This is a genomic window from Yinghuangia seranimata (assembly GCF_029953285.1).
GTDB classification, from domain to species: Bacteria; Actinomycetota; Actinomycetes; order Streptomycetales; family Streptomycetaceae; genus Yinghuangia; species Yinghuangia seranimata.
The window spans coordinates 34,503-50,880 of record NZ_JASAOI010000063.1; the positions used below are offsets into that span (position 1 = coordinate 34,503).

Here is a 16,378-nt window from a genome sequence, read left to right on the forward strand (position 1 = left end):
CCGTTCGCGTAATGCTGGGGCTAGTCGACCAGGTGGCAGGCCGCCTGGATCGGGGCCGTGGTGTTGCTGACGAGCTTCAGGCGAGGGTCGGTGCCTTCGGCGAACTCGACGTGGGCCTTGCCGTCGCGGGCCTCGATCGTCTTCACGCCGCGCCAGAACGGGTCCTCGGCGGTCTTCTCCCGGACCCGGTCGAGGAGGCTGATGATCGCCGCCGCCTCGTGGCCGCGTCCGGGGGTGAGGCTGAGCTGCCGGATGCCCGGCGCGGTGAGTTCGACCGGCCGGCCGAACAGCGCCGTGTCGGCCACGCGCACGTCCTCGCCCTCGGCCAGCCAGTGGCGTTCGAGCAGCGCGCCCAGGTCGCGGCCTTCCCATCCGCAGCCGGCCACGGCGACCGGGCAACGCGGGTGGAACGAGCAGCCGAGCGGCGGTGCGGCCGCGTCGGGGATCTCGCCGCGGGGGAGGTCGCGCGGAACGCCGACCTTCTCCGGGTCCGGGATCGCCCCGAGCAGCGCCTTGGTGTACGGGTGCCGCGGGTTCGCGAAGATCTCCTCGGTGGGGCCGATCTCGACGACCCGGCCGAGGTACATGATCGCGATGCGGTCGCAGAAGAACTTGGCGCTGGCCAGGTCGTGCGTCACGTAGACGTACGTCAGGTCCAGGTCCCGCTTCAGGTCCAGGAACAGCTGGAGGATCTTGGCCCGGACGCTCATGTCGAGCATCGAGATGGGCTCGTCCGCGACCAGCAGTTCGGGGCCCGCGATGATGGCACGGGCCATCACGGCGCGCTGCTTCTGGCCGCCGGACAGGTCCGACGGGAACTTGTCCATGAACAGCTCGGCCGGGCTGAGCCCGACCCGCTCCAGGGTCTCGGCGACCTTGGCGCGGCGCTCGACGGGGTCCGGCACCAGACCGTGGATCTGGAGCGGGTGGCCGACCGCGGTGGCGATGTCCATGGACGGGTTGAGCGACGCGTGCGGGTCCTGGAAGACCATCTGCAGCTTGCGGCGCAGCGGGCGCAGGTCGGACTCCTTGAGCCCGGCCAGCTCGCGGCCGCGGTAGCGGATGCTGCCGCCGGTGGCGCGGTTGAGGCCGAGCAGGGTGCGGCCGAGCGTGGTCTTGCCCGAGCCGGACTCGCCGACCAGGCCGAGCACCTCGCCCTTGTTCAGGCTGAACGACACGCCGTCGACGGCCTTGACGGCGCCGGCGTCGCGGTTGAACAGGCCGCCGCGCAGCGGGAAGTGCACCTGGAGGTCGGCGACCTCGATCAGCGTCTCGGCGTCCTTCGCGGTCTCGGACGTCGCGGTGTCAGGCTTCGTCAGCAACGCTGATCTCCTCGACCTCGAGCGGAAGGCGGCCTTCCGCGGTGGTCATGTCGGGCACCGGCAGCCAGCACGTGTTGCGGCTGCCGGAGGGCAGCAGCACCTCGGGCGGAGCCTCTTCGGCGCACACCCGCATCGCCTTGGGGCAGCGCGGGTGGAAACGGCAGCCGACGGGCGGGTGCGCGAGGTCGGGCGGCGAGCCGGGGATGAAGTGCAGCCCGGTGGTGCCGAGCGAGATGGTGGAGCGCAGCAGCTCCTGCGTGTAGGGGTGCTGCGGGTTGGCGAACACCTCGCGGGCGTCGCCCTGTTCGACGATGTGGCCGGCGTACATCACCGCGACGCGGTCGCACGCCTCGGCGACGATGCCGAGGTTGTGGGTGATGAGCACCAGCGCGGTGTCGAAGTTGCGGCGCAGGTCGGCGAGGATCTGGATGATCTGCGCCTCGACCAGCACGTCGAGTGCGGTGGTCGGCTCGTCGGCGACGACGAACGCGGGCCGCAGCACGAGCGCGAGCGCGATCATGATGCGCTGCCGCATACCGCCCGAGAACTCGTGCGGGTACGACTCGTAGCGGCTGGCCGGGATGCCCATGCCGCGCAGCGCCTCGAGCGCGCGGGACCGGATCTGGTCCTTGGGCAGTTCGGGGTGGTGCGTCTTGAGGGTCTCCTCGAAGTGCTCGGAGACTTTCATCAGCGGGTTGAGCCGGGTCATCGGCTCCTGGAAGATCAGGCCGAGCTCGGGGCCGCGGAGCTGCTGGAGCTCCTTGGCCGGCATGCCGACGAGGTTCTTCCCGGCGAAGCGGACCTCGCCGTCCACCGCCGCGCCGGCCGGCAGCAGGCCGAGGACGCCGCGGCCGAGCGTCGACTTGCCGCAGCCGGACTCGCCGACCAGGCCGAGCGTCTCGCCCGGGCGGACGTCGAAGGTGACACCGTCGACGGCGGCGACGGGGCCGCGCGTGCTGCCGTACCAGACGCGCAGGTCGCGCGCGGACAGGACGGGCGACGCGGACTCGCGGGCCTCGGTGGTGCTTTCGGTGCTGCTCGCGGTGGTCACTTGCCCTCCTCCTGCGGCTGCTCGGAACCGGCGGTCTCGGCGGTCTCGGCGGTCTCGGTGCTCTCTGCGCCGTCGGCCGCGGCCGGTTCGGCCTCGGTCTCGGTGCTCTCCGCCGCCGGCGCGTCGGCCTGGGCCGGCACGGCGGCGACGGTCACCACGGTGCGCGGCTTGGTCAGCGCCGGGATGATCACCTTGGAGATCTTGCGGCGGCGCATCGTCGGGTTGAGCACGTCGTTGAGGCCTTCACCCAACAGGGTGAACCCGAGGATGGCCAGGACGATAGCCACACAGGGGAACGTCGCGGTCCACCAGATGTCGGCGTTGATGTCGGTCAGCGCGCGGCTGACGTCGTAGCCCCACTCGGCGGCCTCGGTCGGCTGGATGCCGAAGCCGAGGAAGCCCAGGCCGGCCAGCGTCGACAGCGCGTCGGCGGCGTTGACGGTCGTGATGACCGGCACCGACTGGATGACGTTGCCGAAGATGTAGCGGCGCATGATGGTGCCCGGCTTGGCGCCGATCGCGCGGGCCGCCTCGACGTACATCGCCTCGCGCGCGGACAACGTGGACGCGCGCACCACGCGGAAGTACTGCGGGATGTAGACCACGGTGATGGCGATCGCCGTGGTGAGCACGCCGCCGCCCGGCAGACCCTGGAACATGAACGCGGCGACGATCGCCAGCAGCAGGTACGGGAACGCGAAGAGCGTGTCCATGATCAGGACGAGGATCCGGTCCAGCCACCCGCCGAAGAAGCCGGACACCAGGCCCAGCAGCACGCCGACGATGAGCGAGAACACCACGGCGAGGACCATGACCTCGAGCGCGGTGCGGGCGCCCCAGATGACGCGCGACAGCACGTCCAGGCTCTGCACGGTGGTGCCGAACGTGTTGGTCCCGCTGGGCTCGCCGAGCTTCGGGAAGCGCTCGCCGCCGTCCTGGTACGTGTCGAAGTCGTACGGCGAGATCCACGGCGCGAGCAGCGCGGTCAGCACGAACAGCGTGCTCAGCACGATGCCGGACCACAGCATGAACTTGCCGATGCCGTGCGCCTCGCGGATCAGCCCGAGGGTCTGGCGCGGCCCCGAGAACCGGCGGCCCTTGGAGCGCGCCGCGGACGGGGCGACGGTGGTGACCGGCGGGGTCGTCTGCATGCTCGTCATCAGTACCGCACCCTCGGGTCGATCAGCGCGTTGACAAAGTCGATCAGGATGCCGATCACGATCACGACCACCGCGATGAACGTGACGATGCCCTGGACGGCGATGTAGTCGCGCGCGTTGAGGTAGTTGATGAGCTGGTTGCCGAGGCCGGGCCAGCTGAACGTTTTCTCGGTGAGGACCGAGCCGCCGAGCAGCAGGGCGACCTGCATGCCGATGACGGTGATCACCGGGATGAGCGCGTTGCGGAAGGCGTGCTTGGTGACCACCTTGTGCTCGCGGATGCCGCGGGCGCGAGCGGCCTCGACGTAGTCGCCGCGCAGCGTCTGGATGAGGTTGACGCGCACCATGCGGATGAAGACGCCGACGATGATCAGCCCGAGCGTGACCGACGGGAGGATCAGGTGGAGGAAGATGTTGTGCACCGCGTTCCAGTCGCCGGCCATGGCGGCGTCGACGATCAGGATGTGGCTCTTGGTGGGCACACTCGCCTGGATCAGGGGTGACGCCTGAAGGCTCGAGTCGTCGAGCCAGCCCAGCTTCTTGACGAAGACGATCTGGGCCAGGGCGCCGAGCACGAACGCCGGTGCCGCGTACGTCACGATGCCGAACAACCGGATCGCGACGTCGAAGCCGGTGTCTCTGTACCGGCCGGCGAGCAGGCCGAGCGGCAGACCGACGACGAGGGCGACGAAGAGCGCCGCGAGCGCGAGCGTGAGCGTCGCGCCGCCGTTCTCCACGATGATGTCGGTCACTTTGCGGTGGTCCGAGATCGTCGTGCCGAAGTCGCCCTTGACGACGTTGCCGAGGTACTCGCCGTACTGGTTGATGAGCGGCCGGTCGAATCCGGCGGCGTGCCGCTTCGCGGCGATCTGCTCGGCGGTCATCTTCGCGCCGCCCGCGGAGGCGGTCACCGGGTCGCCGGGGGCGACACGCAGCATGAAGAAGACCAGCGTCAGCAGGATCAGCACCATCGGGACCGCCATCGCGAGCCGGATGACGAAGTACCGGCCGAGGCTCCCTGATTTCTGGCTCATAGTCAGATTCCTTCGGGGACACGCCACGGGGCACGGGCGGGTGACCCGCCCGTGCCCGTTGCGCTGTCCTACGCGAGTGTGCGGCGGACTACTTCTTGCTGATGACCCAGAAGCTGACCAGGACGGAGACGTCCAGGGTCTTGTCGACACCCTCGACACCCGGGCGCGTCACCGCGACCTGCTTGCCCTGCCAGAGCGGGATGTACGGAACGTCGTCGGCGGCGATCTTCTGCGCTTCGGCGAAGGCCGCGTTGCGGGCCGCCGGGTCGGCGCTGGTGCGCTCCTTCTCGATCAGCGCCTTGGCGGCCGGGTTGTCGTAGTTCACGTGGAACGTGCCGTCAGGACGCAGGAAGGGCTCGATGTAGTTGTCCGAGTCCGGGAAGTCCGGCTGCCAGCCCGCACCCCACGCGGCGTACTCGCCGGCCGCGAAGGACTTCTTGTAGGCCTCCCACTCCGTGGTCTGGAGGTTGACCTTGAACAGGCCCGAGGCGTCCAGCTGGCGCTTGATCTCGGTGTACTCGTCCGCCGTGGTGGCGCCGTAGTGGCCCGGGTTGTACCAGAGCGTCAGGTCGACCGGCGTCTTGACGCCCGCGGCGTCCAGGATCGCCTTGGCCTTGTCCTTGCTCGGCGCGCCGTACTTGTCCTTGAACGCGTCGGCGTGGCCGGCGAAGCCGTTCGCGACGAGCGAGTACAGCGGGTCGACGGTGCCGTTGTAGGCCTGCTTGATCATCGACTCGCGGTCGACGGTCTGCGCGATGGCCTGGCGGACGGCCTTGTTGTCGACCGGGGCGCTCTTGACGTTGAACGTCATGAAGCGGATGGTCGAGCCGATGCCGTCGATGACCTTGATGCCCTGCGACGACTTGCCGCGCAGGTCGGTGATGTCGGTCGGCGACAGGCCGGTGACGGCGACGTCGACGGTGCCGTTCTCGATGGCCTGCTTGAGCGCCGACGACTCGGTGAAGTACTGGATGAGGAACTTGCCGTTGGCCGGCTTGATGTCACCCTTGTACTTGTCGTTGAGCTCGAAGACGGCCTGCTGGCCGGGCGTGTACTTGGCCAGCTTGTAGGCACCCGAGCCGAGCAGCGTGCTGTTGTCCGCGAGCTTGTCCAGCGGGTACTTGCCGCTGGACGGCACGATGGCGCCGACCTCGGAGGCCACGACGGACGCGAAGGTCACGTCGGCGTTCTTGAGGTGGAAGACGACCGTGTTGTCGTCCGGGGCGTCGACGGTGTCCATCGAACCCAGCAGCGGCGCGGGGCCGTTCGGGTCGTTGATCTTCAGCATGCGCTCGAAGGAGAACTTGACGTCCTTCGCGGTGAGCGGCGTGCCGTCCGAGAAGGTCTGCCCCGGCTTCAGCGTGCAGCTGTAGGTCTTCGGGTCGGGGAAGTCGCACTTCTGCGCGGCGTCCGGGACGGCAGTGGTGCTGCCCTCCGGGAAGCGGTAGAGCTTCTGGAAGGTGTTGCGGATGATCGTCCACGACGGGAGGTCGTAGGCGGCCGCCGGGTCGAGGGACCCCACCTTGTCGGTGGTGCCGAGGATGACGGTCCCGCCGCCACCGGCGCCGCCGCTCGGGTTGCCCCCGTTGCCCTTGCCGGAGCCGTCGTCGCTACTGCACGCCGCCATGGAGGCGGCGAGTATGCCGACCGTGGCCGCGGCGATAACGCGCTTCGTACGTGCCATGGATGAAATCCCTCTGCCCAGGCGCCGAATGGTGGACACGCGGCGCTGCCTGGGCCGGAACACTAGCCGTCGGCCGGACCAGAAAGAGGAGGACGATTGGTCTCATAAACATCACGGACTGGACACGACATGGGACTTCGCGCGTAGAAAACCGGGCCCGACCAGTGGATCATGAGGTTTTGGTCCGGATGGGCCTTCGAATCGAAGGATCGAACGCGAATTCGGCTTCACGCCGAAAGTTGTTCTTTAATCGGCAAAGTTGCCTGGATCACATATCTACAAATCGGACATCTCTTTGTATTTATGGACCAAATACATCGGACAAACTGTCCAGATTGCGAGACCAGTCCCGGCCAACGGACATCACCATCCGATAGCCGGATCTTGACGGTGCATCAGATAACGGTCGGCGCACTCGTCAGCGCGCTCACCGGTGCTCCCGTCAGCGCACCCGCGGCACGCCGTCCAGCAAGGTCGCGATCCGGTCCGCCGGGCCCGGCCGCGAGAAGTACCAGCCCTGCCCCGCGTCGCACCCGATGTCGCGCAGCCGCTCGGCCTGCGCGGCCGTCTCGATGCCCTCCGCCGTGACCGTCAGGCCCAGCGCGTGCGCGAGGTCCACCAGCGACGCGACGATGCGCGCGTCCACCGGGTCCGGGTCGGCGTCGCCCGAGCCGCGCAGGCCCTCGACGAACGAGCCTGCGATCTTCAGCTCGCACACCGGCAGCCGGCGCAGGTACGCCAGGTTCGAGTAGCCGGTGCCGAAGTCGTCGATGGCGATCCGCACGCCCATCTCGGCGAGTTCGCGCAGCCGCTCCAGCGGGCCGCCGTCGGTCGCCATGATCTGCGACTCGGTCAGCTCGAACTGCAGCCGCTCCGGCTCCAGGCCGGTCTCCGCGAGCACCCGGCGCACCTGCCGCACCAGGCCCGGCTCGTGGCACTGCCGCTCGGCGAGGTTGACGCTCACGAACGGCACCGGTCCGCCGAGGTCGCGCCACCGGCGGGCCTCGCGGCAGGCGCGCTCCAGGACGTACATGCCGAGCGGCACGATCAGCCCGGTCTCCTCCGCGAGCCCGATGAACCGGTCGGGCCCGATCAGGCCCTGCCGGGGATGCCGCCACCGCACCAGCGCCTCGACGCCCAGCACCGCGCCGTCCGCGAGCGACACCAGCGGCTGGTAGTCCACGTCGAACTCACCGTGGTGCAGCGCCGCCGGCATCTCGGCCGACAGCGTGTAGCGGGCCACCTCGCGGTCGTTGCGCTCGGTGTCGAACACCGTCCAGCGGCCGCGTCCCCCGGACTTCGCCCAGTACAGGGTGATGTCGGCGGCGCGCATCGTGTCCGCCGGGCCGGTGCCGGCCACCGGCCGCTCGACGATGCCGATCGACGCGGTCACCGCGAGGTCGTGGCCGCGGATCCGGAACGGCTCGCGCAGCGCGCCGAGGATGCCCTCCGCTAGCGCGACCACCTGGCCGGTGCCGGCCGAGTGCTCGACGAGCACCACGAACTCGTCGCCGCCCATGCGGGCGATCAGGTGCCCGGCGCGCGACACGTACGCGTCGAGCCGCCGCGCGACCGCGATCAGCAGCTGGTCGCCCACGTCGTGGCCGAGGCTGTCGTTGACCACCTTGAACCCGTCGAGGTCCAGGTAGCACAGGCCGACCCGGTCGGCGTCGCCCGGCGCCGCGAACACCGCGTCGAGCCGGTCGAAGAACAGCGCGCGGTTCGGCAGCCCGGTGAGCGGGTCGTGCTGGGACTGGTGGCGCAGCCGGGTGTAGAGGCGGTGCCGGTCGGTGACGTCCTCGATCATCGCGACCTGGTACTCGGGGTGGCCGGCGGTGTCGCGCACGAGGGAGACCGTCAGGTGCGTCCACAGCGGCTCGCCGTCGGCGCGCAGGTAGCGCTTCTCGGCGGAGAAGTGCTCGCGCTCGCCGCGCACCAGCTCCTCGTACCACTGCCACACGTGGCCGGGGTCGTCGGCGAGCATGAAGTCGCGCACCTGGCGGCCGGTCAGGTCGTCGGTGTGGAAGCCGAACATCTGGGCGAGCGCCGGGTTCACGTCGAGGATCACGCCGTCGACGTCGCCGATCGCGATGCCGAGCCCGGACTGCTCGAACACCGCGCGGAACCGGGCCTCGCTGGTGTGCAGCGCCTGCTCGGTCAGCTCGCGCGCGTCCAGCACCGCGGCGTGGATGGACTGCTGCTCGTGGAGCGTGCGCGTGCGCAGCGCCTCGGCGTAGCCGGCGGCGAGCGCGCCCTGGATCTGGATGAGGCGCAGCAGGTACGCGTCGGGGTCGTGCCGCTCGGCGTACGCCCGCTCGCGCAGCACCGGCCACCACGCGCCGATCAGGGCGAACGTGCGCTCCAGCGTGCCCGTGCCGGTGAAGTGCGCCGCGACCAGGGCCTCACCGATCGAGCGGGCCTCGTGCGGCTGGAACGGCTCGGAGCCGAGCGCCGACGACAGGCGCCGCGTCAGGTCGCGCAGGTAGACCTGCATGTCGGCGAGCGGCAGCGGCACATAGCTGGTGCCCTGCACGGAGTGCGCCCACTGCCGCGCGAACTCGTCGTACGCGTCGCCGGCGTACGGCACGGGCGCGCTCAGGGTCGGGTTGAGCCCGCCGGCGGTGAGGCCGGCGGGACTCGTACCGGCGGCGCCGGATGGGGCGTCGTCGGCGTGCGAACTCATGTACGGATCCCTACTCCCGCGATTCCCGCGAACAACGCGGCGTCGGCGACCGGTTCGGCGCCCGGCTCGGGGCGCCATTCCGGGAGGAAGACCAGGCCGGGGTCGACCAGGTCGAAGCCGCTCAGCAGGGCACCGATCTCGGCGCGGCCGCGCATGTGCATCGGCGCGTTGCGGCTGCGGTACAGGTCCTGGTGCTCGGCGGCCTTGTCGGGCCGGCCGTCGCCGCTGGCGTGCGACACGACGAGGCGGCTGCCCGGGGCGGTGTGCTTGTGCAGGGTCGCCATGATGTCGGCGGGCCCCTCGTCGTCGTGCACGAAGTGGAGGACGGCGACGAGCAGGACGCCGAGCGGGCGTTCCAGGTCGACCAGCCCCGTCGCGGCGGCCGCCTCCAGCACGTCCTGCGGCTGCCGCAGGTCGCCGCCGAGCATGGCGGCGCGCGGGTCGCCGGCGAGTATGGCCCGGCCGTGCGCGACCGCGACCGGGTCGAGGTCGACGTACACCACCGGCGCGTCGGACCCGGCGTTGCGGACCACCTCGTGGGTGCTGCCGACGGTCGGGATGCCGGAGCCGATGTCGAGGAACTGCGTGATGCCGTCGTCGAGCAGGTGGCGGACGGCGCGCCGCATGAACGCGCGGTTCTCCTGCATGATCCGCGGCAGCTCGGGCCACATGGCGACGGCCTGCGCGGCCATCTCGCGGTCCACCTCGAAGTTGTGCGACCCGCCGAGGTAGTAGTCGTAGACCCGGGCCACGCTCGGCTTGCTCAGGTCGATCTCTTCCGGTGCCCACGACGGCCGTTCCATGTGTCCCCCGCCTCCAGGTGCGGGACGTCGCCCTCGGGCGCCGCCCTGCGTGCGATGTGCTGATAATCGAGTTGATCCACGTGCGACGAGTGACGTGTGATCACTGTCGACGGTATCCGCCGGGAGCGCGAAACGTCTCGCACTCCGGCCCGGCGCGAGGAGCATCACTCCTGCGAGGGACAGCGGGTGACGGTGGACCGGGAACTATTGGGGGGTTAGCGGTCATGCTGGTCGAACTGGCGGTCGGAGACGCCTACGGGGCGGGGTTCGAGTACGCGCCGGCGGACTTCGTGCGGCGCGGCAACACGCTCGCGCGGTACGTGCAGCACCCGACGCACAGCGACGTCGGGCCGGGGCGGTACACGGACGACACACAGATGAGCATCGCGGTCGCGGAGTGGCTGCTGGACGGCACGGCGCCGGACGCGGAGCCGGGAGCTCTCGCCCGGGAGGACCTGGCGGAGCGCTTCGTCCGCGCGTACAAGCGCGACGAACGGGCGGGGTACGCGTCGGGGTTCCGCTCGGTGCTCGACCGCGTGTGGACGGGCGCGGAACTGCTGGAGTCGCTGCGGCCCGGCAGCGACAAGAGCGGCGCGGCGATGCGCGCGGGCGTGCTGGGCCTGCTGCCGGACCTGGGACAGGTCGCCGAGCTGACCCGGATTCAGGCGCGGATCACGCACGACTCCCCCGGCGGGGTCGGCGCTGCGCTGGGTGCCGCCTTCACCGTGCACTACTGCCGGTACGGGCTCGGGCCGCTGGACGAACTGCCGCGCTGGCTCGACCGCAACGTGGCCGCGGCCGACCCGGCCCGGTACGGCCGCTGGACCGAGACCTGGCGCGGCAAGGTCGGCTCGCCGGGCATGCACAGCGCCCGGGCGGCCGTCACCTCGCTGGTCGCGAACCGCACGATGAGCGGGCTGTTGAAGGCGTGCACGGCGTGGACCGGCGACGTCGACACCGTGGCGACGATCGCCCTGGCGGCGGCGTCGGTGTCGGGCGAGTACGAGGACGACCTGCCGAAGGCGCTGCTCGACGGGCTGGAGGACGGACCTTACGGGCGTACCTATTTGAGCGAATTGGACGCGCGGCTGGACGAGCGATGGGGTCTACGTGCCTGACTCTGTCTTTTTCTCGTCAAGCGGAGGTTTATTAGAGTCGCTTCGACGATAACGATTGCTAGCCTCCCGGTCACCACTCACACGGGGGAGCTACGCATGTCCTATCCGCAGCTGCATCCACAGCCGTTATATCCGCACGCGCCCGCGCCGCCGCCGGCGCGGCGCGGGCCCGTCCGCCGCGCGTTAGTCGTCATGTTCACGCCATGGCGCAGCGCCAAGCGGCACTATGTGCCCGACTACCGGCTGGGGCCGCCCGACGCCGTGGTCGAGCGCGTCCAGCTCGCCCGCACCCTCATCGGCTTCGCCATCAGCGCCTGGTCGTTCGTCCACTTCGGCGGTCACGCGCGCGAGGCGGCCGGTGAGGGCTTCGAAAACCTCACCGGGGCGATGATCGTGGGCGGGGTCCTCACGCCGCTCACACTGCTCGCCTACATCCTGCTCACACGGCGCGGGCTGCGGGCGCAGGCCGCGCGGCTCAGCCGTAAGGCGTTCGGGGTGATGCTCAGGTTCCTGCTGGCCTGCGGGGCCATCAGCGGCATCACGCTCGTCTGGATCTACTGTGCCGACAGTGACAGCAACAAGCTGTTCCCGCTGGCCTTCCTGGTGTTTCCACTGGTGCTGTGGACCTGGGTCTACCTCCTGTACGGCGCATGGCTGTGCTCACGGCACCTGTTCAGCTCGGTGGACGCGCACCCCCTGCTGCCGCCTGTCCTCGCGCCGCTGATGTCCCTCGCCCTGCTGTTCATCACGGTCCGCAACCCGCTCGACCCGGGCGTTCCCGCGGCCGTCGCCGTGACGCTGCCGGCGGGCGCGGCGCTGAGCATCACCGCGACGTCCGTCTGGGAGTTCCGACGCATGCGCCGGCGCCGCGGACTGCGGTTCAGGCGCGGTCCGTATCCGCTGGGGACGAACGCGCCGTGGGCGCCGCCGTTCGACCCGCGGGCGCAGCAAGGGCCACCGCAGCAGACGCAGCCGTACGGGTATCCGCCGTACCAGCAGCCGTCCTACCCACAAGGGCCGTACCAGCAGCCGTCCTACCCGCAAGCGCCTTACCAGCAGCCGTCCTATCCGCAAGGGCCGTACCAGCAGCCGCCGTTCCCGCAGCAGCCCTACCCGAGCGCCCATCCCCCGCAGGACCCCTGGGCGCAGTACCGGCACTGATCCGGACATGACACCGCCGGGGCGGCCGATCGAACGGCCGCCCCGGCGGGGGGTGTTGGGGCGCGGGGCCCCGCCGGGGGGGGCCGGCCCCCGCGGGGGCCTCGCACCGGGCGCCGCTTCAGGCCGCGGCGGCGACCTTGACGTCGGCCGGCTCCAGGGCGAGTGCCAGCACCTCGCGCACGTCCGCCACGGCGTGCACCGTCAGCTGGGCCCGGACCGCCTCCGGCACGTCGTCCAGGTCGGGCTCGTTGCGCTTCGGGATCAGCACCGTGGTGATGCCGGCCTGGTGCGCCGCGAGCAGCTTCTGCTTGACGCCGCCGATGGGCAGCACGCGCCCGGTCAGCGACACCTCGCCGGTCATCGCCACGTCACCGCGCACCGGGCGGCCCGTCAGCAGGGACACGAGGGCGGTCGTCATGGTGACGCCCGCGCTCGGCCCGTCCTTGGGCACCGCGCCCGCGGGGACGTGGATGTGCACGCCGCGGTCCTTCAGGTCGCCGACCGGGAGCTCCAGTTCGACGCCGCGCGACCGCAGGTAGGACAGCGCGATCTGCGCGGACTCCTTCATGACGTCGCCGAGCTGGCCGGTCAGCGTCACCCCGGTCCCGCCCGTCTCCGGGTCGGCCAGCGACGCCTCGATGTACAGCACGTCGCCGCCGGCACCGGTGACCGCCAGGCCGGTGGCCACGCCCGGGACCGCGGTGCGCTGCTCCTCCTTGGCGAGCTGCGCCTCGGGGGTGTGGCGCGGCCGTCCCAGGTAGTCGCGCAGCTGCTCCGGGCCGACCTCCAGCGGCAGTTCGACGTTGTCCAGGGCCTGCTTGGCCGCGATCTTGCGGAGCACCCGCGCGATCGCGCGCTCCAGCGTGCGGACGCCGGCCTCGCGGGTGTACTCGCCGGCCAGCAGGCGCAGCGCGTCCTCGGTGAACGCCACCTCGGTCGCGTCCAGGCCGGCCTTGTCCAGCTGGCGCGGCACCAGGTGGTCGCGGGCGATGGTGACCTTCTCGTCCTCGGTGTAGCCGTCGAGGCGCACCAGCTCCATGCGGTCGAGCAGCGGCTCCGGGATGGCCTCCAGGACGTTCGCGGTCGCCAGGAACACCACGTCGGACAGGTCGAGTTCGACCTCGAGGTAGTGGTCGCGGAAGGTGTGGTTCTGCGCCGGGTCGAGCACCTCGAGGAGCGCCGCGGTCGGGTCGCCGCGGTAGTCGGAGCCGACCTTGTCGATCTCGTCGAGCAGGACGACGGGGTTCATGCTGCCCGCCTCCTTGATCGCCCGGACCAGGCGGCCCGGCAGCGCGCCGACGTACGTGCGGCGGTGGCCGCGGATCTCCGCCTCGTCGCGGACGCCGCCGAGCGCGACCCGCACGAAGTTGCGGCCCATCGCCCGCGCGACCGACTCGCCCAACGAGGTCTTGCCGACCCCGGGCGGGCCGACCAGCGCCAGCACGGCACCGGAACGGCGGCCGCCGACGACGCCGAGACCGCGCTCCTCGCGGCGCTTCCGCACCGCCAGGTACTCGACGATGCGCTCCTTGACGTCGTCGAGTCCGGCGTGATCGGCGTCCAGGACGCCGCGCGCGCCGGCGATGTCGTAGGCGTCCTCGGTGCGCTCGTTCCACGGGATCTCCAGCACCGTGTCGAGCCACGTGCGGATCCAGCCGCCCTCGGGCGACGCGTCGGAGGCGTGCTCGAGCTTGTCGACCTCCTTGAGCGCGGCCTGCAGCACCTTCTCCGGCAGGTTCGCGGCCTCGACGCGGGCGCGGTAGTCGTCCTCCTCGTTGCCGGGCGTGCCGTTGAGCTCGCCGAGCTCCTTGCGGATGGCGGCCAGCTGCTGCTTGAGCAGGAACTCGCGCTGGGTCTTCTCCATGCCCTCCTGGACGTCCTTGCGGATCGTCTCCGCGACGTCCAGCTCGGCCAGGTGGTCGCGGGTCCAGCCGACGACCTTCTCCAGACGCTCGGTCAGGTCCGTGGTCTGCAGCAGCTCGATCTTCTGCGCCTGCGACAGGTACGGGGCGTAGCCCGCGTTGTCGGACAGCTCGCTCGCGTCCTCGATCTGCTGGACGAAGTCGACGACCTGCCAGGCGCCGCGCTTGCCCAGGATCGTGGTGACCAGCGCCCGGTACTCACGCGCCAGCTCCTCGGCCCGCTCGTCCGCCGGGGCCTCCTCGATGAGGGTCGCCTCGACCCACAGGGCCGCGCCGGGCCCGGTCGTCCCGGTCCCGATCCGCACGCGCGCGGTGCCGCGCACCACGACCGCGGACTCACCACTCGGCAGCCGCCCGATCTGCTCGATCACGCCCAGCGTGCCGACCGCCGGGTAGTGGCCGTCGTCCCGCGGCACGAGCAGCACCCGCGCCTTCCCCTTCCCCGCCCGGATCCCGGGCAACGCCCGCGCCGCGTCCACCGCGGCCCGCGTCTCGCTGTCGTCGAGCTCCAGGGGCACCGCCATGCCCGGCAGCACGACGATGTCGTCCAGGGGCAGGACCGGAAGGGTCAGAGTGCCGGAGGTCGCGTTGTCGCTCATGGTGGGTTCCCCTTGAGTCGGTCAGTTCTCTTCAGTGCCTTGCGCTGATCACACTCAAGAAAGACGAGCCCCAGATTGTTCCCGCCCAGCTCCCACCCCTGATCGCTCTGAGCGAACAACCGTCGTGTACGGATGAAGGCTGCGAAATCCGGGGTGAAGTTGCGAGAGACCTTGCGATGTCTCACGTGACCTTGCGAGGCGACCCGCGTTAGGCCGTTCGTGTCTACAGGGGTACGGATCGTCACCCGGCGGCGTGCACGGGCTGCGGCCCAACGGGTTCGAGGTCGGGTACAGCACCCGTGACGGTGACGAAGTCAGGATGCGGCTGATCGACGCGTGGGCTGTCCGGTTCGAGGATGCGGCCCCCGCCCGCGCCATCCGCTCGTACAAGGGCCAGCGGAATCTGCCCGGCCAATGGTGGTCCGCGACGGACGGTCGGCATGTCGGCTACGAGTCGCGGCTCGAACGCGATCACGTCATGGCGTTGGACTTCGATCCGACAGTGACGGCGATTTCCTCCCAGCCGTTCTGGTTGTTCTGGTCCATCGGCGAAGGCCGGACACGGTCACACGCACCGGACTACTTCGCTCGCCGGTCGGACGGGTCAGCCGTGGTCGTGGACTGCCGTCCGATGGGGCGTCGGCCCCGCCGCGACCTGCTGAAATTCGCGGCCACGCGCCGTGCATGCGTCGAGGTCGGGTGGGAATACCGACTGGTCGCAGCACCTCGCGGCTGTTCGCTTCTGTCTATCCCGAAGCCGTCAACGTTGCGGCCCTCATCGCCTCACCGCACTGGCGGCAACTCGCCAGCGGAAGCCCGGACGAGCGCCGACAGTTCAACCGCGCCCCCGGCCGACGCATCACCTATCCATATAACGACCCGGAATCACGCCGCGACGCCGTCGCCCACTGGGCCGACCACAGCGCTTGGCGACCGCCCTCACCGCCATCCAGCCTCTTCTCACCTGGGAGGATTAACGGCGTCCTGTCACCGCTCCACGGCGCGCGCCAACGTCGGCACAACACGAGCTCGCTCTGGTTCGGCCGGAACCACCGCGCCGGGAAGACCCTGCTGCACCACAGTCATCTCCGCCCCACGCTAAGACGCGCTTGGGACCCCGACTTCGAACAGATCGGGGGCGCCATCTCACACAACGAAAAGGCAGACAAGTACGCACAAGCCGACGCCGCCCGCGAACGGCGCCTGCTCGAACGTCCGGCTGAGCCCTCCTGACACAGGGGCGTTCCCGCAACGCTCCTACGCGTTCCGCCAGGCATCGTTGATGCAGCCCTCTTCGTAGTGCCACCAGCCATCCGTCTGACCTTGGACGAGCAGGGCCTTGATGCCGCTCATGTCCGCGTCGGCCCGCACGTCGAAGGCAACCAAGGGGAACTCGTCACTGAACGCCTCTCCGCCCAGACCGAACGGCGCGAAGCGTTCATGGACAGCCTTCGCACTGCGCCCGAGCGGACCGCTCGGCACGGGCAAGACACGAATCGTGCAGCCGCCAGACGCCTCGACCTGGCCGACGGCCCAGCGAAGACCGTCGTCATCGCTCGCGAACCGCACGACGTCGCCTTGAGCAACGCCATTCTGAAGGAACGGCACATTCTCGATGCGCGCGGTGTCCTCGCCGACCTGGACGGCCCACAGTCCTTCCTGGTCATGCGGCAGCCAGCCCTCGCGCGGCACGAACCGAAACCACACCTTGATCCGACGGCCTTCCGCCGCATCGGACTCACCCGACGACGCAACGTTCACGGCCGTCATGATCGCCCACCCGCACTCGCTCCGATTGCCCCGGGGCACCTCCGGCGTTGTTCGCCGGATTTCGCCCTGAC

General features: G+C 70.3%; 12 protein-coding genes. 3 read left to right on the plus strand and 9 right to left on the minus strand.

Features of this window, described 5'->3' with window-relative positions; all coding sequences use genetic code 11:
• Window positions 1-20: 20 nt before the first annotated feature.
• The 7 genes from QI554_RS36130 to QI554_RS36160 all read right to left on the minus strand — a co-directional run bounded on the left by QI554_RS36130 (window position 21) and on the right by QI554_RS36160 (window position 9,737).
• Entirely contained in the window at window positions 21-1,322 is a 1,302-nt protein-coding gene (locus QI554_RS36130) for an ABC transporter ATP-binding protein (RefSeq protein WP_281476454.1), read from the minus strand.
• Window positions 1,306-2,373 (minus strand): ABC transporter ATP-binding protein, encoded by a 1,068-nt coding sequence (locus tag QI554_RS36135; protein ID WP_281476456.1) that lies wholly within the window; start codon window positions 2,371-2,373, stop codon window positions 1,306-1,308. Before QI554_RS36135 ends, QI554_RS36130 begins: the two co-directional genes overlap by 17 nt.
• Window positions 2,370-3,533 (minus strand): ABC transporter permease, encoded by a 1,164-nt coding sequence (locus tag QI554_RS36140; RefSeq protein WP_281476458.1) that lies wholly within the window; start codon window positions 3,531-3,533, stop codon window positions 2,370-2,372. Before QI554_RS36140 ends, QI554_RS36135 begins: the two co-directional genes overlap by 4 nt.
• Window positions 3,533-4,567, minus strand: a complete 1,035-nt coding sequence (locus tag QI554_RS36145; protein ID WP_281476460.1) for an ABC transporter permease — start codon at window positions 4,565-4,567, stop codon at window positions 3,533-3,535. Before QI554_RS36145 ends, QI554_RS36140 begins: the two co-directional genes overlap by 1 nt.
• An 88-nt stretch (window positions 4,568-4,655) precedes the next feature.
• A complete protein-coding gene (locus QI554_RS36150; RefSeq protein ID WP_281476461.1) occupies window positions 4,656-6,251 on the minus strand; it encodes an ABC transporter substrate-binding protein in 1,596 nt (531 codons plus the stop codon).
• Between the two features lie 442 nt (window positions 6,252-6,693).
• Window positions 6,694-8,934: a putative bifunctional diguanylate cyclase/phosphodiesterase gene (locus tag QI554_RS36155; protein ID WP_281476463.1), complete on the minus strand. Its 2,241-nt coding sequence runs from the start codon at window positions 8,932-8,934 to the stop codon at window positions 6,694-6,696.
• Window positions 8,931-9,737, minus strand: coding sequence for an SAM-dependent methyltransferase (locus QI554_RS36160; RefSeq protein ID WP_281476465.1), 807 nt, complete (start codon window positions 9,735-9,737; stop codon window positions 8,931-8,933). The genes QI554_RS36155 and QI554_RS36160 overlap by 4 nt, the downstream gene beginning before the upstream one ends.
• Window positions 9,738-9,961: 224 nt before the next feature.
• Here QI554_RS36160 and QI554_RS36165 point away from each other — a divergent pair, with 224 nt between their 5' ends.
• Both QI554_RS36165 and QI554_RS36170 read left to right on the plus strand, forming a co-directional pair.
• Complete coding sequence (locus QI554_RS36165; protein WP_281476467.1) at window positions 9,962-10,855, plus strand: ADP-ribosylglycohydrolase family protein; 894 nt, start codon at window positions 9,962-9,964, stop codon at window positions 10,853-10,855.
• 96 nt (window positions 10,856-10,951) lie between these two features.
• On the plus strand, window positions 10,952-12,016 hold the full coding sequence (locus QI554_RS36170) for a hypothetical protein (RefSeq protein ID WP_281476468.1): 1,065 nt from the start codon (window positions 10,952-10,954) through the stop codon (window positions 12,014-12,016).
• A gap of 118 nt (window positions 12,017-12,134) precedes the next feature.
• On the opposite strand, the gene lon is transcribed toward QI554_RS36170, so the two are convergent.
• Window positions 12,135-14,537: an endopeptidase La gene (lon, locus tag QI554_RS36175; RefSeq protein ID WP_281476470.1), complete on the minus strand. Its 2,403-nt coding sequence runs from the start codon at window positions 14,535-14,537 to the stop codon at window positions 12,135-12,137.
• 319 nt (window positions 14,538-14,856) lie between these two features.
• Between lon and QI554_RS43470 the strand changes: the two genes are divergently transcribed.
• Window positions 14,857-15,639, plus strand: coding sequence for a TnsA-like heteromeric transposase endonuclease subunit (locus tag QI554_RS43470; protein ID WP_343230846.1), 783 nt, complete (start codon window positions 14,857-14,859; stop codon window positions 15,637-15,639).
• A 155-nt stretch (window positions 15,640-15,794) separates the two neighbouring features.
• On the opposite strand, the gene QI554_RS36185 is transcribed toward QI554_RS43470, so the two are convergent.
• Entirely contained in the window at window positions 15,795-16,298 is a 504-nt protein-coding gene (locus tag QI554_RS36185) for a DUF4265 domain-containing protein (RefSeq protein WP_425528116.1), read from the minus strand.
• Window positions 16,299-16,378 lie beyond the last annotated feature (80 nt).